Origin of the sequence: Rugamonas aquatica (genome assembly GCF_009380215.1) — a bacterium.
GTDB lineage: Bacteria > Pseudomonadota > Gammaproteobacteria > Burkholderiales > Burkholderiaceae_D > Rugamonas > Rugamonas aquatica_B.
Map to the genome: position 1 here is coordinate 791,269 of NZ_WHUG01000002.1, position 22,670 is coordinate 813,938.

The following is a 22,670-nucleotide window of genomic DNA, read 5'->3' on the forward strand; positions in this document are numbered from 1 at the left end:
CGATGATGACGTCTTCTTCGGCGCCGGCGGCACCTACGCTGTGGCAAGCCTTCCGCTTCTGGCTCAAGCTGGGTTGCATCAGCTTTGGCGGACCGGCGGGGCAGATCGCCATCATGCACCAGGAGCTGGTCGAGCGCCGGCGCTGGATTTCCGAGCGCCGTTTCCTGCACGCGCTGAACTACTGCATGCTGCTGCCCGGCCCCGAGGCGCAGCAGCTGGCCACCTACATCGGCTGGCTGCTGCATCGCACGCGCGGCGGCATCATCGCCGGCGCGCTGTTCGTGCTGCCGTCTCTGTTGTTGCTGGTGCTGCTGTCGTGGCTGTACATCGCCTATGGCCAGCAGCCGCTGCTGGCCGGGCTGTTCTACGGCATCAAGCCGGCCGTCACGGCCATCGTCCTGCAGGCCGCGCACCGCATCGGCACGCGCGCCTTGCGCAACGGCTGGCTGTGGGCCATTGCCGGCGCCGCTTTCGTGGCGGTGTTCGCCTTGCAGCTGCCGTTCCCGCTGATCGTCGCAGGCGCCGCGCTGGCCGGCTACCTCGGCGGCCGATACCTGCCGCACGCCTTCAAGATCGGCGGCGGCCATGGCGCCGCCAAGGCCTCGTACGGCGCCGCCGTGATCGACGATGAGACGCCGCCGCCACCGCATGCGCGCTTCCGTTGGCGCGGTCTGGTGCTGGTGTCTGCCTGCGGCGCACTGCTGTGGCTGGCGCCGATGGCGCTGCTGATGTGGGCGGTGGGCTGGCAGCACACCTACACGCAGATGGCCTGGTTCTTCACCAAGGCCGCCTTGCTGACCTTCGGCGGCGCCTATGCGGTGCTGCCCTATGTGTACCAGGGCGCGGTGGCGCACTACGGCTGGCTGACGCCGCTTCAGATGATGGATGGCCTGGCGCTGGGCGAAACCACGCCCGGCCCGCTAATCATGGTGGTGGCGTTTGTGGGCTTTGTCGGCGGCTACGGGCTGGCGCCGTCGGATGCGCTGGCGGCGCCGCTGTCGGGCGCCGTGGCGGCCACGCTGGTGACGTGGTTCACCTTCCTGCCATCGTTCGTATTCATCCTGGCCGGCGGTCCGCTGGTCGAAGCCACGCGCGACGATCTCAACTTCACCGCGCCGCTGACCGGCATCACGGCGGCCGTGGTGGGCGTCATCCTCAACCTGGCGCTGTTCTTCGCCTGGCACGTGATCTGGCCAACCGGCTTCGATGGCGCACCCGACTGGGCGGCGGCGGCGATCGCGCTGGCGGCAGCGGTGGCCTTGCTGCGCTATCGGCAGAAGGTGCCGCATGTGATCGCGGCCTGCGCCGTGGTTGGCCTGGTGCTCAGGCAATTGGCGCCCTGATTGACGGGCAGCGCCTCCGGCGTTTGCCCGTCAATGTCTGCCATGCCTAGTTGCCGCAGCTGTCTTGGCAGGAGATCAGCGCCTCCTGGCAGCTTTCGGCTGGCTGGCCGGACTTCATGCAAGCTCTGTATTCTATGATGCAAGAATGGTAGCAGGTGGTGGCCAGAGTTGGCGCGGATGCCGCGCCGATGCCGATTGCAAACAAGAACAATTTCAGTTTCTTATTCATGCGAACTCCTCCAATGGATAAGGGGCATCGAACGCTGCAAGAAGCCATGCCGCCCCGATACACGGCCTCCATTTGGAACGGATTCAGCGGGCAGGCGGACGCGGTAGCTGTTCGAGCGCGGCCTCGATGACGGACTGCTTGAACCCGGTGATGCGGCGGTTGCCGATCAGGATCACCGGCACGGCGGTCTCGCCGAAGCTGCGGTAGTCCTGCAGGCCCTTGCCGGCGTGGCTGATGTCGACATCGGCGTACGGGATGTTGCGCTCGCTCAGGTAGTCGCGGGTCTGCTGGCAGTAAGGGCAGGTCTTGGTGCCGTACAGCACCACCTTGGTGGAAGCGTCGGGATAGTAGGATTGGAAGTTGCCTTCGACGTAGGCCGGCGTCAGCCACTGCGGCACTTTGGTGGCGATCCGGCCGACGCCCAGGCCCAATCCCAGTATCGCGGCGTAGATCAGGATGTTCTTGATGTGCGTGCTATTCATATGGCTCCTGGTAAGAGACGAACGGCGGCTCCGATGATGCCTTGTAGTCATCATTGATTTAATGCATAAAATTATGCATTTTTCAATTTTTGCGATTCTATTGAATTGTCACGGCGATACGTGGTTGTCGGAGTTCTACAACACTTGCCGGCAGGGTAGGGACGAAAAAAAACCTCGCGGTGCGAGGTTTTTCACATCTGCTGCTTAAAAAATTAAGCGGATTGGATGTTGGAAGCTTGCTTGCCTTTAGGGCCTTGCGTGACTTCGAATTGAACTTTTTGACCTTCTTTGAGGGTCTTGAAACCGTTCATGTTGATTGCGGAGAAGTGAGCGAACAAATCCTCGCCGCCGTCATCTGGAGTGATGAAGCCAAAACCTTTGGAATCATTGAACCACTTAACTGTACCTGTTGCCATAAAAAGAACTTTCAAAATTAAAACGGATCACACGAGCCATAAAAGCAAGAAGCTTCTTGCCCCCTCCTCACGCCTCACTTCTTATCAACATGTACATTTCTGCACGCAGCCGATAACGCATTGTTAGCGGATCAAATTCCAAAGTCAAGCAGATTTGTATGCATTTTGCTACTTTTAACTCAATTGGCGAAAAAGCAACTCTTGATTTTGGCGGATGGGTCGCCATCTGCGTCAAGTTCAGAAAACGCGTAAGATGGAAAACAATTGGATGTGCATAGTGAAATGCACATTGCATCAACCCCGAAAGCATTAGAATATAAGCGTATGGCAACCAAGCATGATACCGAAACCCTCTTGGAGCGGCAAACGCTGAAGCCGCCACCTCTGTACCAGGTGGCGTTGCTCAATGATGACTATACCCCGATGGAATTCGTGGTCGCCATCATTCAGGAGTATTTCAACAAAGACCGTGAAACCGCCACGCAGATAATGCTCAGTGTTCACCGCTACGGCAAGGGAGTGTGCGGCGTGTTTTCAAAAGACATCGCCTGTACCAAAGTGGAGTTCGTTTTAACGCATGCGCGCAAGGCGGGGCATCCCCTGCAGTGCGTGATGGAGGAAGTATGATTGCGCAGGAATTAGAAGTAAGTTTGCACATGGCGTTTGTCGAAGCTCGGCAGGCACGGCACGAATTCATCACGGTGGAGCACTTGCTGCTGGCCTTGCTTGACAATCCTTCGGCTGCCGAAGTGTTGCGTGCTTGCGCCGTCAACATTGAAGACTTGCGCAAGACGCTGACCAACTTCATCGGCGACAACACGCCGACCGTGCCTGGCACGGGCGAAGTGGACACCCAGCCTACGCTCGGCTTCCAGCGCGTGATCCAGCGCGCGATCATGCACGTGCAGTCGGCCTCCAACGGCAAGAAGGAAGTCACCGGCGCCAACGTGCTGGTGGCGATCTTCGGCGAGAAGGACTCGCACGCGGTCTACTACCTGCACCAGCAGGGCGTGACCCGCCTGGACGTGGTCAACTTCATCTCGCACGGCGTGCGCAAGGACCAGCAGGCCGATGCCGCCAAGGCGTCGGAAGGCGTGGAAGAGGGCGCACCGGGCGGCGAAGGCCAGACCAAGGAATCGCCGCTCGACCAGTTCACGCAAAACCTGAACAAGGCCGCCGCCGAAGGCAAGATCGATCCGCTGATCGGCCGCGAGGACGAAGTCGACCGCGTGATCCAGATCCTGTGCCGCCGCCGCAAGAACAATCCGCTGCTGGTGGGCGAGGCAGGCGTGGGCAAGACCGCCATCGCCGAAGGCCTGGCCTACCGCATCACCCAGAACGACGTGCCGGAAATCCTGTCGAATGCCGTCGTGTATTCGCTGGACATGGGCGCGCTGCTGGCCGGCACCAAGTATCGCGGCGACTTTGAGCAGCGCCTCAAGGCCGTCCTCAAGCAGTTGAAGGACAACCCGAACGGCATCCTGTTCATCGACGAGATCCACACCATCATCGGCGCCGGCTCGGCCTCGGGCGGCACGCTGGACGCGTCCAACCTGCTGAAACCGGCCCTGGCAAACGGCCAGCTGAAGTGCGTCGGCGCGACCACGTACACGGAATTCCGCGGCGTGTTTGAAAAAGACCACGCGCTGAGCCGCCGCTTCCAGAAGGTCGACGTCAACGAACCTACCGTTGAGCAGACCGTGCAGATCCTGCGCGGCCTGAAGTCGCGCTTCGAAGAGCACCATGGCGTCAAGTACTCGTCGTCGGCGCTGTCGACGGCGGCCGAGCTGGCGGCCCGCTTCATCAACGACCGCCACCTGCCGGACAAGGCCATCGACGTCATCGACGAAGCCGGTGCGGCGCAGCGCATCCTGCCGAAATCGAAGCAGAAGAAAACCATCGGCAAGACCGAGATCGAGGACATCATCGCCAAGATCGCGCGCATCCCGCCGCAGACCGTCAACCAGGACGACCGCAGCAAGCTGCAAACCATCGACCGCGACCTGCGCAACGTGGTGTTCGGCCAGGATCCTGCGATCGAAGCGCTGGCTTCGGCGATCAAGATGGCGCGCGCCGGCCTGGGCAAGACCGACAAGCCGATCGGCTCCTTCCTGTTCTCCGGTCCTACCGGCGTCGGCAAGACCGAGGTGGCCAAGCAGCTGGCCTTCATCCTGGGCATCGAACTGATCCGCTTCGACATGTCGGAGTACATGGAGCGTCACGCCGTGTCGCGCCTGATCGGCGCGCCGCCGGGCTACGTTGGTTTCGACCAGGGCGGCCTGCTGACCGAAGCCATCACCAAGAAACCGCATGCGGTGCTGCTGCTGGACGAGATTGAAAAAGCCCATCCGGACATTTTCAACATCCTGCTGCAGGTGATGGACCACGGCACGCTGACCGACAACAACGGACGCAAGGCCGACTTCCGCAACGTGATCATCATCATGACCACCAACGCGGGCGCCGAGAGCTTGCAGAAGGCCACGATCGGCTTCACGAATTCCAAGCAGGCGGGCGACGAGATGGCCGACATCAAGCGCATGTTCACGCCGGAGTTCCGCAACCGTATCGACGCCACCATCAGCTTCCGCGCGCTGGACGAGGAAATCATCCTGCGCGTGGTCGACAAGTTCCTGATGCAGCTGGAAGAGCAGCTGCACGAGAAGAAAGTCGAAGCGATCTTCAGCGAGAAACTGCGCAAGTTCCTGGCGAAGAAAGGTTTCGATCCACTGATGGGCGCGCGTCCGATGGCGCGTCTGATCCAGGACATGATCCGTAAGGCGCTGGCCGACGAACTGCTGTTCGGCCGTCTGGTCACCGGCGGCCGCGTGACGGTCGACCTGGACGAGAAAGACCAGGTCAAGCTGGAGTTCCCGGAACCGCCGGACGCCGCGCCGACGATTCCACCGGAAACCGTCGAAGTCGAATAAGCCGTTCAGGCCTCATAAGGAGCCCGCCCACGAAAGTGGAGCGGGTTTTTTTCTTTTAGACCTAAAGCTGTGCCAGAATTGTCGTTCCATTTGACAAACATTGAAACTGTCCCATGACCCTGACTTCTCTGCGCCTCCGTCCTCTCGTCCTGATGTTCCTGTCCGCCGGCCTGCTGTCCGGCACCGCCTCCGCCGCCGACGCCTATTACCGTTTCCCCGCCATCCGTGCTGACGCCGTGGTCTTCACCGCCGAGGGCGACCTGTGGAAGACCGGCGTCCACGGCGGCCCGGCACAACGCCTGACCACACACCCGGCCGCCGAAACCAACGCCGCCATCTCGCACGACGGCAAATGGATCGCCTTCTCGGCCTCCTACGAGGGCGGCCAGGAAGCCTACGTGATGCCGCTGGCCGGCGGCCTGCCGAAGCGCATCACCTTCGAGAACGGCGCCGTCTCCGTGCTGGGCTGGACCGCGCAAGGTGAAGTGCTGGTGACGACGCTGGACAGCAAGGGACCGTCGCGCAACAACGTCATCGCGGCCGTCAAGCCGGGCGACCTGCAGCGCCGCGTGTTCCCCGTGGCTGAAGCCAACGATGCCGTGCTCGACGACGCCGGCAAGACGCTGTACTTCACCCGCAACGGTCTGGCGCTGACCAACGACAACGTCAAACGCTATCGCGGCGGCGCCCATGCGCAGCTGTGGCGCTACGACCTGGCCGGCAGCGCCGAAGCCGCGCCACTGCTGCCCGCCGACGCCGGCAACAACAAGCGGCCGATGTGGTGGCAGGGTCGCGTCTACTTCATCAGCGACCGTGGCGGCTCAGATAATCTGTGGTCGATGGCGGCCGACGGCAGCGATCCGCGCCAGCTGACCAACCACGCCGACTGGGACGTGCGCAACGCCGCACTGGGCGACGGCCGCATCGTCTACCAGCTGGGCGCCGACCTGCACGTGCTGGACCTGGCCGCCGCCAAGGATGAACAGCTGGCCATCAGCCTGGTCTCCGACTTCGACCAGCAGCGCGCGCGCCAGATCCGTTCGCCGCTGGACAACCTGACCAACGTCCAACTCTCCGGCAAGGACGAGCGCCTGGTGCTGACCGCGCGCGGCCGCGTCAGCGTGGCCGGCACCGGCTCGCAGCGTCGCGTGGAGATCGCCGTGCCGGAAGGCGCCCGCGCCCGCGAGGCGGTGTTCAGCCACGACGACCGCTGGGTCTACGCCATCGTCGACAGCACCGGCGAAAACGAAATCTGGAAATTCGCCGCCGACGGTTCCGGCAAGGGCGAACAACTGACCAAGGATGGCAACCACCACCGCTGGCAGCTGTACCCGTCGCCGGACGGCCGCTGGCTGGCCCACACCGACAAGAAAGGCCGCCTGTGGTTGCTGGACCAGGCTACCAAGGCCAATACCGTCATCGACGACGGCAGCAAGGTGGGCTCGGACCGGCACGATGAAATCCTGTGGTCCGGCGACAGCAAGAACCTGGCGCTGGTGCGCGCCGCCAGCACCGAGCAGCGCGAGCAGATCGGCCTGTACAACCTCGAATCGAAACAGCTGGCCTTCGTCACCGGCGACCGCTACAACTCGCGCTCGCCGGCGTTTTCGCCGGATGGCAAATGGCTGTACTTCCTCTCGGCCCGCAACTTCCAGCTGGCTAACGGCTCGCCGTGGGGTGACCGCAACATGGGACCGGTGTTCGACAAGCGCACCGGCGTCTACGCGCTGGCGCTCCAGCCGGGCAACCGCTTCCCGTTCAAGCCGGACGATGAGCTGAACAAGCCGGGCGACAAGCCGGCCGAAGGCGCGGCCGAAAAAGCCGCCGAGCAGGCAGCCGAGAAGGCCGTCGAAAAAGCCGTCGCCAAGACCACGCCGGAGAAGAAAGCCGGCAAGTCGCTGCCGGCCATCGTCTACGCCGGTCTGGCGGATCGCCTGTACGAAGTGCCGCTCGCAGCCGGCAACTACCGCAACCTGCAAATCGACGACAAGCGCCTGTACTTCCTCGATGCCGACGGCAACGAGGGCAAGGCCAATCTGAAAACGCTGGCGATCGCCGCCAATGGCCCGCAGCCGGAAGTCTTCGTCAGCGGCGTGCGCGAATACGACCTGGCCACCGACAAGAAGCACCTGTACTACCGCATCCACGCCGCCAACGGGCCGGGCGACATGCTGGTGGTGGAGGCGGGCGCCAAGGCGCCGTCGGATGTCTCCAAGGCCAAGGTCAAGGTGGACGACTGGAGCTTCACTTCCAACCCGCGCCTGGAATGGACGCAGATGTTCAACGACGCCTGGCGCATGCACCGCGACTTCCTGTACGACGCCAAGATGCGCGGCGTGAACTGGACCGGCGTGCGCGCCAAGTACGCGCCGCTGGTGGAACGCGTGACCGACCGCGCGGAGCTGAACGACGTGCTGGGCATGATGGTCAGCGAAGTGGGCGCGCTGCACTCGCAGATCGCGCCGGGCGAACTGCGCCGCTCGACGCCGGAAGGCGCCCCGGCCGGTCTGGGTGCGCTGCTGACGCGCAGCGCCGACGGCTACCGCGTGGACCACATCTACCGCAGCGAACCGGAGCTGCCGTCCGAACGCGGCCCGCTGCTGCAACCGGACGTGGACGTGAAGGAGGGCGACGTCATCACCGCCGTCAACGGCAAGCCGGTGCTGGATGCACGTGACATCGCCGACCTGCTGCTGAACCAGGCGGACAAGCAGATGCTGCTGCAAGTGAAGCGCAAGGAGGGCGGCATCCGTTCCGTGATCGTCACGCCGGTCAACATGGCCAAGCAGGCCGGCCTGCGCTACGGCGACTGGGAGCAAAGCCGCGCGCGACAAGTGGACGCCGCGTCCAAGGGCCGCATCGGCTACCTGCACCTGCGCGCCATGGGCCCGCGCGACATCGCCTCGTTCGCACGCGACTTCTACGCCAACGTCAACCGCGACGGCCTGATTATCGACGTACGCCGCAACAACGGCGGCAACATCGACAGCTGGGTGATCGAGAAGCTGCTGCGCAAGGCCTGGGCCTTCTGGTCGTCGCCGGGCGCGCTGCCTGCGCCGAACATGCAGAAGACCTTCCGTGGCCATCTGGTGGTGCTGATCGACGAATACACCTACTCGGACGGCGAGACCTTCGCCGCCGGCATCAAGGCCTTGGGCCTGGCGCCGCTGGTCGGCAAGCGCACGGCGGGCGCCGGCGTCTGGCTCAGCGATAACAACCGCTTGAGCGACAACGGCATGGCGCGCGTGGCGGAGAACGGCCAGTTCAACACCGCCGACGGCCAGTGGCTGATCGAAGGCGTGGGCGTATCGCCGGACGTGGAAGTGGACAACCTGCCGCACGCAACGTATCAAGGCCAGGACCGCCAGCTGGAAGTGGCGCTGGACCTGCTGGACAAGAAGCTGAAGGCGCAGCCGATCAAGGCCTATCAGCCGCAAGCCATCCCCGCGCTTAAATAACCCCCCTGCGCGTCATTCCCGCGAAAGCGGGAATCCATGCTGAGCCAATACGCACGCGGCCTATGGATTCCCGCCTGCGCGGGAATGACCGAGCACCTAAGGAGAGACTATGAAGCATCTGTTATCCGCAGCCGTTGCCGCTGCGTTGCTGTCGATGAGCCACGGCGCGCTGGCGCTGCCCAACACCAGCGACACGCGCATGCTGACCGAGCCTGCGCTGTCGGCGCAGCACCTGGCCTTCATCTACGCTGGCGATCTGTGGCTGGCGAATCGTGACGGTTCGTCGCCGCGCCGCCTGACCTCCGACCTTGGCGATAAATCGAACCCGGTGTTTTCACCCGACGGCAAATCGATCGCCTACAGCGCACAGGTGGACGGCAATACCGACGTCTACCTGCTGCCCATCGAAGGCGGCATACCTAAGCGGCTGACCTACCATCCCGGCGCCGATGTGGTGCAGGCCTTCACGCCCGATGGCAAGTCGGTGATGTTCACGTCCCCGCGTGCGGCCTTCAACAACCGCTATCGCAAGCTGTTCACCGTGCCGGTGAGCGGCGGCGTGGAGACCGAGCTGGAAGTGCCGAACGCCGCCCGCGCCGGCTGGTCGCCGGACGGCAAGCAGATCGCCTACAACCCGTTCTCGCCGGCCTTCATGCAGTGGAAGCACTATCGCGGCGGTACCAACTCCATCCTGTGGCTGTTCAACCGCGCCGACAAATCGGTGCAGAAGATCCCGCAGCCCGCCACGCATTCGAACGATGTCGATCCGGTGTGGATAGGCGACACGGTCTACTTCCGCTCCGACCGCGACGGCGAATTCAATCTGTACGCCTACGACGTCAAGAGCAAGGCGGTGCGCGCATTGACGCGGCATACCGACTTCCCGGTGCTGAATATCGCAGCCGACGGCGGCGGCATCGTCTACGAGCAGGCCGGCTATCTGCATGCGCTGGACCTGGCCAGCGGCCAGTCGCGCAAGCTCACCATCGGCGTCAATAGCGACCTGGGGGCATCGCGTCCGCGCTGGGTCAGTGGCGCCAAGTATATCCGCAACGCCTCGATCTCGCCGTCCGGCGCGCGCGTGGCGTACGAGTTCCGCGGCGAGATCGTCACCATCCCCGCAGATAAAGGCGATGTGCGCAACCTGACGCATACGCCGGCCGCGAATGAACGCACGCCGGCCTGGTCGCCGGATGGCCGCTCCGTCGCCTACTTCTCGGACGAATCGGGCGAGTACGCGCTGCACATCCGCGCCCAGGACGGAAAGGGCGAGCCGCGCAAGTTCAAGCTCACCGGTGCAGGCTTCTACGACTATCCGGTCTGGTCGCCCGACAGCAAGAAGATCGCCTACACCGACAACGCGTGGACGCTGTACGTGCTGGACGTGGCGACGGGTGCGATCAAGAAGATCGCCAGCGAGCCGCTGTATGGTGTGAGCAAAACGCTGCACGCCACATGGGCGCCGGATTCGCGCTGGATCGCCTACGCGCTGAACTCGATGACCTACACCCGCAGCGCCTATATCTACTCGCTGGAGCAGAATAAATCGTGGCCGGTGACGGACGGCTTGTCCGACGTGGTCGATCCGGTGTTCGACAAGAGCGGCAAGTACCTGTACTTCTTCGCCTCGACCAACGCGGGACCAAGCAATAACTGGTTCTCGCAGCAGAACGAGGACAATCGCGTCACCCGCACGATCTGGATGGCGGTGCTGCGGCGCGACCTGCCGTCGCCGCTGATCAAGGAAAGCGACGAGGAGAAGAGCGCATCGTCGGCCACGCCGCCGGCCCAGGCATCGGCCAAGGAGCCAGCCAAGGCGGAGCCGCCCAAGGTCGATCCGAAGACAGGCCGCGACGATCCCAAGGTAACGGTGGCGCCGGTGGCGCCGATCTCCATCGACTTCGAAGGCATCGAGAACCGCATCGTCGATCTGCCCGTACCTGCGGCCGCGCTGTCCGATCTGAACGCAGGTGAAGCAGGGCAGATCTTCTTCCTGCGCGAGAACGACGGCAAGAAAGCCATCCAGCGCTTCGACCTGAAGGACCGCAAGGCCGAAACGCTGCTGGCCGAAGCCGACGAATACGAAGTCTCCGCCGACGGCAAGAAGATCCTGTACCGCCTGAAGGAAGCCTGGGCCATGGGCAGCGCCACCGCCAAGACACTGTCGCCGGGCGAAGGCAAGATCAAGGTCGAAGCGATCGAAGTGCGCGCCGAACCGCGCGCCGAGTGGGAGCAGATCTTCAACGAAGCCTGGCGCATCAACCGCGACTTCTTCTACGACCCCGGCATGCACGGCGCCGACTGGAACAAGATGCGCACCAAGTACGCGCAGTTCCTGCCTGAGCTGTCCAGCCGCGCCGATTTGAATCGCCTGATCCAGTGGCTGTGCAGCGAGTTGGGCGTGGGCCACCATCGCGGCGGCGGCGGCGACTTCTTCACCGATGCCAAGCCGGTGCCGGGCGGCCTGCTGGGCGCCGACTACGAAGTGAGCGACGGCCACTATCGCTTCAAGAAGGTGTACGGCGGCTTGAACTGGAACCCGGCGCTGCGCGCGCCGCTGACCGAGCCTGGCCTGAACGTCAAGGCTGGCGAGTATCTGCTGGCGGTCGATGGCCGTCCGCTGCTGGCGCCGACGAATCTGTACAGCGCCTTCGAGAACACCGCCAACAAGGCCATTGACATCACCGTCGGCCCGAACGCGGACGGCAGCAAATCGCGCACCATCACCGTGGTGCCAGTGGCGACCGAGGACGCGCTGCGCAACCGCGACTGGATCGAAGGGAATATCCGCAAGGTGAACGCGGCCACTGGCGGCAAGGTCGCCTACGTCTACGTGCCGAACACCGCGACGCTGGGCCACACCTACTTCAAGCGCTACTTCTTCCCGCAGGCCGACAAGGACGCCGTCATCATCGACGAGCGCTTCAACGGTGGCGGCAGCGTGGCCGACTACTACCTGGAGATTTTGCAGAAGAAGGAAATCGCCTGGTGGACCATGCGCTATGGCGCGGACATGAAAACGCCGTCGGCCTCGATTCAGGGACCGCGCGCGATGCTGATCGATGAAACGGCCGGCTCGGGCGGCGACCTGCTGCCGTGGATGTTCCGCAAAAATCAAATGGGTCCGCTGATCGGCAAGCGCACCTGGGGTGGCCTGGTGGGCATCCTTGGCTTCCCGACGCTGATGGATGGCGGCGGCATCACCGCGCCCAACCTGGCCTTCTGGACCCGCGACGGCGGCTGGGGCGTGGAGAACGAAGGCGTGGCGCCGGATATCGAAGTCGACCAGAATCCGGCCGACGTCATCGCCGGCCGCGATCCGCAACTGGAAAAAGCGATTGAGGTCATCAAGGCCGAACTGGCGAAGAACCCGCCGGTGCGCCCTGTGCGCCCGGCCTTCCCGATCAAGGCGAAGTAAAGTGTTCGGAAGTGAACAGCGATAGCGTTCACTTCCGAACATTGCGCGCTGATTTTGTCCGTCCTGGCGTCCAAAAGCCCGTGGCATGGATGTTGCAACACTGGGGTATTTCCCTCAACGGACCAAACACATGAAGCTCGGAGACTTTCGTATCGGCTGGCGCACCCTGATCCAGGAGCCGGCGTACACATTGGCGGTGGTGCTTGGCCTGGGTGTTGGTTTGGCGGCGGGCCTGCTGCTGCTTGGCTTCGTGCGGTATTCGATGGAGTACAACGCGCACATCCCGGATGTCGACAGCATCTATGTCGTCAAGCAGTACTACAACGTCGATCCGAGCGAGCCGCTGCACGAGGTGGCGCCCATGTTCCTGCGCGAAGCTGCGCTGAAGGTGCCTGGCGTGACCGACGCCACCAGCTACATTCCGGCGCGGCCGGAGAGCGATCCGCTCACCGTGCGGATCGGCAGCAAGATACTGCGGGTGGGCGGCCTGACCGTGCTGCCGGGCTTCCCGTTGACGCTGGGACTGAAGGCGGTGCAGGGTGACCTGTCGGCGCTGGACAAGCCCAATCTGTTCGTCATCACCGAAGACGCCGCGCTGCGCCTGTTCGGCACTCGCGATGCGCTGGGCCGCACCATGCTCAATGAGGGCAATACCTTGCAGGTGGGCGCCGTCGTACGCACGCCGCCGTCGAATACGACGATCCCGTTCGAGGTGCTGTTCGGCGTGAACTCCGTCGTGGCGGGCAAGGACATCCGGCACGAGATGCTGACCGGCGAACGTGGCTGGATGGGCAAGCTGCTGATACGCGTACGGCCCGGCGCCTCGCTGACGGCGATACGCGACCGTCTGCAACAGGTGGTCGACACCACGCCGAGCGTGCAGCGATTCCCGCCGGAGACGCGCGAGCGCCTGGGCAAGCGGCGCGCCATCGAGCTGGTTCTGTCGCCGCTGCGCGATTCCTATTTCGATTACAAACTCGCGGACAGCCCCATGTCGAAGACGCATGAACGGGGCAACCCGGTCGTCGTGGCCGGTATCGCGGCTGTGGCGGTGCTGATTCTGGCGCTGGCGGCGATCAACTACCTGAACCTGACCACGGTGCGCGTGCTGCGTCGCCAGCGCGAGGTGGCGATGCGCAAGGTGCTGGGCGCAGGCGTCGGGCAGCTGATGCGGCAGTTCCTGGTCGAGTCGCTGATGGTGTCGACGGCGGCGACGCTGCTTGGGTTGCTGCTGGCGTGGCTGGCGCTGCCGATGTTCTCGCAACTGGTCAACCGCCATCTGGAAAGTCTGTTCTCGCTGTCGAACATCCTGGCGGCGTTCGGCATCGGCGCGCTACTGGGCGTGGTGACGGCGATTTATCCGGCCTGGGTGGCGCTGCGCGTGCATCCGACGCAGGTGCTGGCAGGGCGTCCGGACACCGAGTCGCGCGGCAGCATGCAATGGCGCCGCGTGCTCACCGTGGTGCAGGTTGCCACCGCGATGGCGTTCGCCAGCGTGACGATCGCCGTGGCCTGGCAGACCGACTATGCGATGCATGCGTCGCCGGGCTTCGATCCGGCGCCGCTGGTGATCGTCGATATGCCGGGCCGGGTGAGGGACCAGCCGCAGGCGCGTGGCTTGTACACGGCCTTGTCGGCGCAGCCTGGCGTGGAGAGCGTGGCCATTTCCGAGGATCCTGTGGGGCGGCTCGATTGGGCGTGGTCGCGCGAGTTGAAACGTCCTGGCGGTGCGGTGGCGATGATGGAGATGAAATCGGTCAGCGCCAATTTCTTTGAAACGTATCACATCAATGCGGTGGCGGGACGGCTGTTCCAGGCTGGCCTGGACAAGGAAGACGACAACGTGCCGGTGCTGTTGAACGCCGTCGCCGTGCGCGAGCTGGGTTTCGCCAGCAACGAGGCGGCCATCGGCGAGACGGTGCTGTTCACCGGCTTCGACGACAAGGTCATCGCCAAGCGCATCGTCGGCGTCGTGCCGGAACTGCGCTTCCACTCGCTGCGGGAAGCGCCGCGTGCGACCGCGTATGAACTGTGGACTGCGGGCAGTGTGCTGAGCGTGCGTACCAAAGGTTCTCCGGCCGATGTGGAGCTCGCCGTGCAGCGCCTGTGGCCGAGCTACTTCCCGGATGCGGTATCGAAGACCCACCGCGCCAGCGATGTCCTGGCCGTCAACTACGCGGAAGACGCGCGCGTGGCCAAGCTGCTGGCGATTGCCACCGTCATCGCGCTGGTGATCGCGGCGTTCGGAACGTACGTGTTGGCGGCCAACACGGTACAGCGGCGTGCGAAGGAGATCGTGCTGCGCAAGCTGCATGGCGCAAAGCGGGGCGATATCGGCTTGCTGGTGGTGCGCGAGATCGGCGCCCTGACGCTGATCGCCGCCGCCATCGCCTTGCCGCTGGCGGGGCTGGCGATCAACCGCTACCTGGCCTCCTTCACCGAGCACGCGCCGATAGGTTACTGGACGATGTTGTTCGCGCTGGCGTTGACGCTGATCGTCGCACTGATCGCCATCACCCGCCACACCTGGATCGCCATGCGCATGGTGCCGGCCGAGGCGTTGCGCACGTAGCGGACGTCATCGCCAGCCGCTACCTGCAACTGGAAAAAGCCATTGAAGTGATCCGGCCTTTCCGGCCAAGGCAAAGTAAAGCCGGAAATAATAAATAATTACCTGGTCGGATTTTTTTACAGTGCGCTTTAATAATATTTATTATTTTTCGTAAGTGGTTGATTTGTATGGAATAAAATACTGGATCGATTCGTGCTAATTCTCTGTTTGAAGGAGAGGTTTCTGCTTGCCTTTTTCTTCATTATAAATTTTTATTTCGGAAATTTTAAATAAGAGAGACCATCATGAATGCGAAAATATTGAAGAAAAAAACGATAGCCGCCGCCATCGGTATAACGGTTGCGGGATTCGGGGCTGCCGGCAGTGCGCAAGCGACCGCCATAGCGTTTGCTGAAAACAGGCTGACAAATTTTGCAATAACGTCGAGCCCGGGATCCACCATTACCGTGACAGGCACGCCGCAACGCAATACCAGCAACTTTGCGACCTTCACCGGATTCCCGGGGGCGGTCTTTCAAGACCCTGTGCCGCTGGGGAACGCTTCGGATGCGCTGGAAGCTTTTTCGGGTACGGGGACCGTGCCCGGCCAGAATAACTACGTTTTTTTGGCGGGATCCACTGGCGGTATGGTTGGCTCGCGCGGCGATAGCGATACAGCGGCCGGCAACCCGTTCTCTGCCGGCGGAGTTCCCCAAGTGAATAATGTCGCCGAGGCGCGGGTCACCACTGGCGGCGGTAAAGCGGGATCGTCGGGAGGGATGAATACCGCGAACGCCGCCATCGCGTTTTCTTTTGTGCTGGCGGGCCCGGGCACCATCACCTTCAATTTCAGTGATGTATACAGGTATTACGCGTCCACCACCACCAATGGCGAAGGCGCGCAAGGCACGATTGCGAACATCTTCACGATTAACGATGCTGCCGGCAACACGGTCTTCAACGACAGTCAGGCTGTGCTCAACGTGAATTGCGCTTCCAACAGCGGTGTGCCCAGCGTTTGCGATTCGGGCCTGCTCAGCGGAACGTTCTCGGACACGTCGGGACTGCTGAGCGCCGGGAATTACACCGTCAGCCTGCTGAGCAGCAGCGCGGCGACCGTCACATCGCTGGCGGCCGTGCCTGAACCGGCCACTCTGCTCTTGGTCGGCGGCGGCTTGGGCGTGATGGGGTTCATGCGGCGCCGTAGAGCAGCTCATTGCTAGCCGAATTGCTTGCCTCACTACTGGCATATCCGGCAAAAAATCCGGGAAATCCCGGATTTTTTGCCGGTGCGGGATACCGTGGCGTTTCCGCGCTTATCGCATCTGTCGGTCATCCTGCCCGAGGGCGAACTTCATCGCACGCAGCTTGAGTTCCGTTTCCGCGAATTCGCTTTCCGGTTCCGAATCGCCAACGATGCCGCAGCCAGCGAATAAGGATGCTTCGTTATTTGTCATCAGTACAGAACGTAGCGCTACAGCAAATTCTCCTTGTCCTTGCGCGTCCATCCATCCCACCGGCGCCGCAAACCAGCCGCGATCGAGCTGCTCGTGGCTGCGCAAATACGCCAGCGCCGCCGAGCGTGGGAGTCCACCGACGGCAGGGGTGGGATGCAGCGCGGCGACCAGGTCGAGCACATGAGCGTCGCTACGCAAGCACCCGGCGATCGGGGTATACAAATGCTGTACGTTTTGGAGTTTAAGCAGGACCGGTTGTGAGGGGATGTCCAGATTCTCGCAGTAGGCATCCAGCGCGTTGCGCAACATATCCACCACCAGCGCGTGCTCGTGTCTGTCCTTGTTACTGTTCAGCAGTTGCTCGCCCAGCAGATGATCTTCCCGGGTAAAACGGCCCCGGCGACAAGTACCGGCGAGCGCGGTGACTTCCACCGTTTTCGCGTGCAGCCGCACCAGCCTTTCGGGCGTGGCGCCCAAGAAGCAGCTGTCTCCCCGCGAAATAGCGAACAGGTAGGCCTGCGGGTAAATGTCTTGCAGCCTTTGCAAGGCGTGCCTGACGGTGAATGGCAGCGTGCCGACCGCTTGAACTTCCCGCGCCAGTACCACTTTCTGGATGGCGCCGCCGCGTATGGTGGCCGCTGCATCCCGCACCAGCTGTTCCCATTGCGCGGGAGGCAGGACGTTGCGGTAATGTAGCAGATCCGGTGTGCTTGCCACTTCCGCATCCGGTTCCGTGTGGCCAAGTATATGCAGCCAGAGCTGTTCCAGCCGCGCGGCTTCCGTCTCCGGCTGCTGGTCCGCCTCGACGATGATATTCGCCGTCAAATAGCTGGCGTCCATCGCTTTCGTCAGTTGCAATTTCGGAAGTATCAACGAGGCATCCGCGAACCCGTGCCAACGAGGCGTCCTGGTCTGTTCTGGATCGAAAGAAAATCCGCCGCTGAGCATGGGGCCGACGTTCTGTGCGCCTGCCGGCTTGTCGATCAAGGCCCCGTCCAGCAAGGCGCGCCAGGCGGCAAGGACTTGCGCAAACCTGTCCTGGCCCTGGCCTTCGAACACCCGGGCGGCATCGACACCGACCATCGCGAAGTTGGCTGTTCCCTGCGTCCATAAAAACGCCGGGCTTGCCGAAATGCGGGCGGCGTCGAACACCTTGATCGGATCGAAAGCGTCGATGCGCTGGGTGACGCTGACCAACATGGGGCGGCCCGCGGCTTTTGCCCGCTCATGCCCCGCGTCCAGCGCCCGCCTTAAGTTGCCGCGATCAAGGGGTAAGCCGTGCGCTGTCGATCGATAGTAGAGTATCTGTTCATTGATAAACCAAGCTATCAGTTCGCGAAATATTCTTTCGATAAAGTCCGGCTCAAGTCCGGCTTTCACGGCCCACATGCGTCTTCGCGGTATCATCGCCGCCACCCGCTCAGGCGCTGGTATACTTTTTTCGTCGGCCTTGAATGCCGATGCGGCTTTGACGTAATCGAGGCGGCTGCCAAGCGCGGCAATAATCTGCGAATCCAGCCGGTCAATCTCCGTGCGTACATCGTCCAAACTCTGACATTCTTTTGGAAGTTTCATGTTGACTATTCCAAATCTAGATGAATTGACATAATTAGTACCGCATAACTGTTATCGGCACCGTATTCCTTCGTGAATAATGGGATGGATGGGGCCGGGTACTTGCGGCCATCGACGCATGCCCCAAGGGGTTAGATGGGCCCTGTCGAAGAAAGTTCCGATCGAAAGTCGTGATTACTTAGTCGGTATGTACTCAGCGTTGCCCTACAAGCTGGCCAGACTTTTGAATTGCGCGGCGCGGCGGCGCGAGACTTCTACTTCGAGGTCGTCGCGCAGCAGCAGGTCCAGGCCTCCCGCGTCGTTGGGCGTGACTTGCTCGACATAGTCCAGGTTGACGATGTGGCGGCGGCTGGCGCGGAAGAAGCGTTGCGGATCCAGCCTGTCCTCCAGCTGGTTCAGGGACCGTAGCATCAGCGGCTTGTGATGGTCGAAGTAGACCCGCGTGTAATTGCCGTCCGATTCGAACAAGCGCACGTCCTGCAAGCCGACGAACCAGCATCGCTCCCCATCCTTGATGAACAGCTTCCTGGCCGCCGTCGGCGCCACGGCCGGTACGCCGGCCGCCGCATACGCCAGCGCGCGGCTGTGGCGCAAGGCGCAGCGCTGCAAGGCCGCGGCCATGCGCGCCGCCTGGATCGGTTTTTGCAGATAGTCCAGCGCATTCACTTCGAAGGCCTGCAACGCGTACTGGTCGAACGCGGTGGTGAAGATCACCTCCGGCGCTTCCTCCAGCGCGGCCAGCATGTCGAAGCCGCTACCGCCCGGCATCTGCACGTCGAGGAATACCAGGTCCGGTTTGAGCGCGGTGATCTGCTGGATGCCATCGGCCGCGTTGACGGCCTCGCCGACGATTTCTACTTCAGGGTGGGCCGCCAGCAAACGGCGCAGCTCTGCGCGCGCCAGGCGTTCGTCGTCGATCAGCAGTGCGCGCATTACGCGGCCTCCGGTAAAGTCAGCGTGGCGCGTACCCAGCCACTGTTTTCAGTCAGATCCAGGCTGGCGTTGGAACCCAGCGCCAGCGCCAAACGCTTGCGGGTGTTGACCAGGCCAACCTTGGTGGAGTTTGCGAACGGCAGAATCGCGCCGAGGTTGGCGATCTCGATATGGATTTTGCCATCGTCCATGCGCTGCGCACGGATGCGGATCTCGCTGCCCGTGGGGCTGGTCTCGACGCCGTACTTGACGGCGTTTTCCACCAGCGTCTGCAAGGCCATCGGCGGAATGCGCACCTGATCCAGGCCCAGGCCGATCTCCACGCTGACCCGCATGCGCTCCTCGAAGCGGATCTTCTCGATCGCCAGATAGGCCTGCACGGCTTCGATCTCCGCCGCCAGCGGCACCGTATCGTTCTGGCCCGATTGCAGCGCGTAGCGCATCACGCTGGCCAGTTGATCGATCATCTGCGCGGCGGCGTTCTGGTCTTCATAAATCAGCGCGCGCACGCTGTTCATGCTGTTGAAGAAAAAATGCGGATTGACCTGCGCCTGCAAGGCGCGCAGCTCGGCGTCCTTGGCGCTGATCTCCAGCCGCAGCGCCTCCTGCTCGAAGCGGTTGGCGCGGCGCAGCGACAGCACCGCCATGTAGAAGGTGTTCCACACCAGATAAACTCCCCACCAGAACATCAGCGCGCCCGGCACCCAGTACACGCCGTGCACTTCGCCGAAAGGCTTGATGACCATGTAGCCGACCGTCTGCACGGCGGTATGGATGACGCCCAATACCAGGATCGCCACCATGATGGCCTTCCAGCCCACCCGCACGCCGTTGCGGATCTGGCGCTTGAGCAGCCGGTGCCAGGTGTCCGAGATGATCAGGCCCGCCACCACACCCCAGAACGAAATGCCGAGCATGCGCGGGGTGTGGCTGTCGCCTGGCGTCATGGCGATCAGCAGCAGCGGCAGGAACAGCCAGCCGGCCAGCTGGAACAGCCAGTACCAGTTCAGGCGGGCGAGCAGTGGACGGTCGTTGGTCATGATGGATTATTTTAAAAAGTTATCGATGCGATCATACATCCAGGCCGGATCGTCGTACATGATGAAGTGGCGGGCGGTGTCCGCAAGCTCCACCTTCACGTTGGGCAGCTGCTGGTACTGGCTCTTGTACATCTGTTCGAACATCGGCTTGGTGCCATAGTCCTTGTAGGCGTACCAGGCGCCCAGCACCAGTGTCGGCGACTTGATGCGGCTTACTTCCGTGCGCAGGTCTTCGCTCATCATTTCGGTCATGGCGTTGATGACGGTGGCGTGGTCGGACAGCTTGCCCCAGCCGGCGGCGCGGTCGATGTCTTCCTGTTTTGTAATCATGGTGCGCAGCGTCTTGAGCTGGTTGGCGCGGTAGGATTCTGGGTCCATGGATTCCATGCGGGCGCGCATGCTTGCGGCCATTTCCTTCATCTGCGGAGCGGTAATGCTGGGCATCTGAATCGCCGCCAGTGCCGGCAGCGTGTCGACGATAATCAAACGACCCACCTGGTCTGGATGGTCGGCGGCCAGCTTCATGCCGAGGAAGCCGCCCAGGCTGTGGCCGATGACGATGGGGTGGTCGAATTTGTTGACGGCGATGTAGTCGCTCAGCTGCTGCTCAACAGCCGGCAGCAGCGGGCCTTCGATGGCGGGCACGCCAGCGAATCCGGCCAGGGTGACGACGTGGCACTGGCGGTTGCCGCAGTAATGGGCGACGGTGCCGTCCCATACTTCGCCGGACGAGGCCAGGCCTGGGATCAGGATCACGGGTGCTCCCTTGCCGGTGACTTCCACCTTGAAGGCAGGATGGGCGGAGGCTGCGGCGCTGCCGGCGGCAACGGCCGGTGCGGCGGCGTAAGCCAGGGCCAGGCTGGCGGTGATGGTGGCGATACGTTGGACGAGCGAGCGTTGCATGTTGACCTCCGTTGTTGTCAGTAAGTGAGGCCATGCTATCGCCGCGGAACGACGCCGGCGACGACTACTGGATGAACGGTTTTTTGGCAGGGATGAGCGGTAGCCGCGCAGTACCGGTGCACCCCCGCAGGCTTATTCGCCGGTTTCGGCGCGCAGCTTGCGCCAGAGTGTGGTGCGGCTGATGCCGAGATAGTCAGCGGCGGCGTCGCGGCGGCCGCCGAAGCGGGCCAGCACGGAGCTGATGCTTTCGGCGGATGGACGGACGGCGGGCAGTGCGGACGCGGTGGCACCGGAGGCGCTAGCCGTGGCGAGGCCGGAGCCACCGGGTAGCGGCGCTGCGCGCGCCGCCAGCTCCGGCGCCACGCTGAGCACGAAGGCCGGCGTCAAAGCCTGCAGTGGCTCGGCGGCGAGGAACAGCGCCAGGCGCTCGGCCAGGTTGCGCAGCTCGCGCACATTGCCGGGCCAGTCGTAGCGCTGCAGCAGCGGCGCGCAGGCCGCCATCTCGGCGTGCAAATTGGGATGCGGCCGCGCACCCAGCGACGCCAGCGCATTCTTCAGCGACCATTCGGCCAGCGTCATCACGTCCTCCTGCCGAGCGCGCAGCGGCGGCAGCGACAAGCGCAGCACCGCCAGCCGGTAGAACAGGTCGGCGCGGAAGCGGCCCTCGCGCACGCGCTGCTCCAGATCGCAGTGGGTGGCGCTGATGATGCGCACGTTGACCGCGATAGGCCGCGTGCCGCCCACGCGCACCACCTCGCGCTCTTCCAGCACGCGCAGCAAGCGGGTTTGCAGCGTCAACGGCATCTCGCCTATCTCGTCGAGGAACAGCGTGCCGCGATTGGCCGCTTCGAACAAGCCCGCATGGCCGCCGCGCCGCGCACCGGTGAAAGCGCCTTCCTCGTGGCCGAACAGTTCGGACTCCAGCAGCGATTCCGCGATCGCGCCGCAATTGACGGCGACGAAGGGGCGGTTCTGGCCCAGCGTGCGCGGGCTCTCGCGGTGGATAGCCTGCGCCACCAGCTCCTTGCCGCAGCCGGTCTCGCCCTGTATCAGCACCGTGGCGGGGGACTTCGCGTACAGCAGCACGGACTGGCGCAACGACTCCATCGCTTCCGAATCGCCGCGCAGGTCGTTGATGCCGTGCTTGGCGCGCAGCGTGTCCGCCACCACGGCGCCGCGCGTGCGGCTGCGGTTCGATTCCAGCTGCGCCAGCCGCGCCATCTCCAGCGCGTCGTCGAAGGCGTGGCGGATCGAGGCGGCCGAGTAGACAAACACGCCGGTCAATCCCGCTTCCTCGGCCAGGTCGGTAATCAGGCCGGCGCCGACGATGGCCTTGATGCCCGACGCTTTCAGGTCGTTGATCTGGGCGCGCGCATCTTCTTCGGTGGCGTAGGTGCGCTGTTCGACATCGAAGCCGAAGGTGCCTGCGAATTCGGCCAGCTCCGGCAAGCGCTCCTGATAAGTGACGATGCCGATGCGGTCCGACACGCGCCGCGCACGCGCCAGTGCCTGCATCACATCGAAGCCGCTGAACTTGGCGATCACCACCGGCACCGACAGACGCCCCTTCAGATACGCCGCGTTGGAACCGGCGGCGATAACGGCGTCGCAACGCTCGGTGGCCATGCGCTCGCGGATGTGGCGGGCCGCTTCGTCGAAACCGAGGTTGATCGGTTCGATGGTGGCCAGGTCGTCGTATTCCAGCGTGATGTCGCGGAACAGGTCGTACAGGCGCGAGACGGAAACCGTCCAGATCACCGGTTTGTCGTTGACGTCGAAGGGCAGGGGAGTGGAATGGCGCATGTTTCAATTGTAGTTCATATGTTTCGATGTTTCAAAATGAAACACCTGTGAAACGTCTAATTGCCGTAAGTTGTTGATTTGTATAGGGTGCTTATCTGGCACGCCCCTTGCAATAACTCCCGCAACTTCATC

At 63.1% G+C, this 22,670-nt stretch carries 15 protein-coding genes; 7 read left to right on the plus strand and 8 right to left on the minus strand.

All coding sequences use genetic code 11. The features are described from left to right. Window positions 1-5: 5 nt before the first annotated feature. Complete coding sequence (gene chrA, locus GEV02_RS07795; RefSeq protein WP_152837469.1) at window positions 6-1,343, plus strand: chromate efflux transporter; 1,338 nt, start codon at window positions 6-8, stop codon at window positions 1,341-1,343. A 46-nt stretch (window positions 1,344-1,389) separates the two neighbouring features. On the opposite strand, the gene GEV02_RS07800 is transcribed toward chrA, so the two are convergent. The 3 genes from GEV02_RS07800 to cspE form a co-directional block, all read right to left on the minus strand. Continuing rightward, a complete protein-coding gene (locus GEV02_RS07800) occupies window positions 1,390-1,572 on the minus strand; it encodes a hypothetical protein (protein WP_152837470.1) in 183 nt (60 codons plus the stop codon). An 83-nt stretch (window positions 1,573-1,655) separates the two neighbouring features. Further along, window positions 1,656-2,054 (minus strand): glutaredoxin family protein, encoded by a 399-nt coding sequence (locus tag GEV02_RS07805; protein ID WP_152837471.1) that lies wholly within the window; start codon window positions 2,052-2,054, stop codon window positions 1,656-1,658. A 212-nt stretch (window positions 2,055-2,266) separates the two neighbouring features. Further along, on the minus strand, window positions 2,267-2,470 hold the full coding sequence (cspE, locus tag GEV02_RS07810; protein WP_008446468.1) for a transcription antiterminator/RNA stability regulator CspE: 204 nt from the start codon (window positions 2,468-2,470) through the stop codon (window positions 2,267-2,269). 324 nt (window positions 2,471-2,794) lie between these two features. On the opposite strand from cspE, the gene clpS reads away from it, so the two are divergent. The 6 genes from clpS to GEV02_RS07840 all read left to right on the plus strand — a co-directional run bounded on the left by clpS (window position 2,795) and on the right by GEV02_RS07840 (window position 16,050). Further along, window positions 2,795-3,097: an ATP-dependent Clp protease adapter ClpS gene (gene clpS / locus GEV02_RS07815; protein ID WP_008446470.1), complete on the plus strand. Its 303-nt coding sequence runs from the start codon at window positions 2,795-2,797 to the stop codon at window positions 3,095-3,097. Continuing rightward, window positions 3,094-5,400, plus strand: coding sequence for an ATP-dependent Clp protease ATP-binding subunit ClpA (gene clpA, locus GEV02_RS07820; protein WP_152837472.1), 2,307 nt, complete (start codon window positions 3,094-3,096; stop codon window positions 5,398-5,400). The genes clpS and clpA overlap by 4 nt, the downstream gene beginning before the upstream one ends. Before the next feature lie 113 nt (window positions 5,401-5,513). Beyond that, a complete protein-coding gene (locus tag GEV02_RS07825) occupies window positions 5,514-8,858 on the plus strand; it encodes a S41 family peptidase (protein WP_152837473.1) in 3,345 nt (1,114 codons plus the stop codon). Between the two features lie 109 nt (window positions 8,859-8,967). Continuing rightward, the gene (locus GEV02_RS07830; RefSeq protein WP_152837474.1) at window positions 8,968-12,276 is read left to right on the plus strand and encodes a S41 family peptidase; all 3,309 of its coding nucleotides are present in this window, start codon (window positions 8,968-8,970) and stop codon (window positions 12,274-12,276) included. 130 nt (window positions 12,277-12,406) lie between these two features. After that, on the plus strand, window positions 12,407-14,848 hold the full coding sequence (locus GEV02_RS07835; protein ID WP_152837475.1) for an ABC transporter permease: 2,442 nt from the start codon (window positions 12,407-12,409) through the stop codon (window positions 14,846-14,848). Window positions 14,849-15,132: 284 nt separating this feature from the next. Continuing rightward, the gene (locus tag GEV02_RS07840) at window positions 15,133-16,050 is read left to right on the plus strand and encodes an EDSAP-1 family PEP-CTERM protein (RefSeq protein WP_152837476.1); all 918 of its coding nucleotides are present in this window, start codon (window positions 15,133-15,135) and stop codon (window positions 16,048-16,050) included. A 93-nt stretch (window positions 16,051-16,143) separates the two neighbouring features. Here the strand turns inward: GEV02_RS07840 and GEV02_RS07845 are convergent, their stop codons facing one another. The 5 genes from GEV02_RS07845 to prpR form a co-directional block, all read right to left on the minus strand. Then, window positions 16,144-17,859 carry an isochorismate synthase gene (locus tag GEV02_RS07845; protein ID WP_152837477.1) on the minus strand — a complete coding sequence of 572 codons (1,716 nt, stop codon included), beginning with the start codon at window positions 17,857-17,859 and terminating at the stop codon, window positions 16,144-16,146. A gap of 204 nt (window positions 17,860-18,063) precedes the next feature. After that, entirely contained in the window at window positions 18,064-18,792 is a 729-nt protein-coding gene (locus tag GEV02_RS07850; protein ID WP_152837478.1) for a LytR/AlgR family response regulator transcription factor, read from the minus strand. Beyond that, window positions 18,792-19,832, minus strand: a complete 1,041-nt coding sequence (locus GEV02_RS07855; protein WP_152837479.1) for a sensor histidine kinase — start codon at window positions 19,830-19,832, stop codon at window positions 18,792-18,794. Before GEV02_RS07855 ends, GEV02_RS07850 begins: the two co-directional genes overlap by 1 nt. A gap of 6 nt (window positions 19,833-19,838) precedes the next feature. After that, a complete protein-coding gene (locus GEV02_RS07860; protein ID WP_152837480.1) occupies window positions 19,839-20,735 on the minus strand; it encodes an alpha/beta fold hydrolase in 897 nt (298 codons plus the stop codon). A 132-nt stretch (window positions 20,736-20,867) separates the two neighbouring features. Next, window positions 20,868-22,538, minus strand: a complete 1,671-nt coding sequence (gene prpR / locus GEV02_RS07865) for a propionate catabolism operon regulatory protein PrpR (protein WP_152837481.1) — start codon at window positions 22,536-22,538, stop codon at window positions 20,868-20,870. Window positions 22,539-22,670 lie beyond the last annotated feature (132 nt).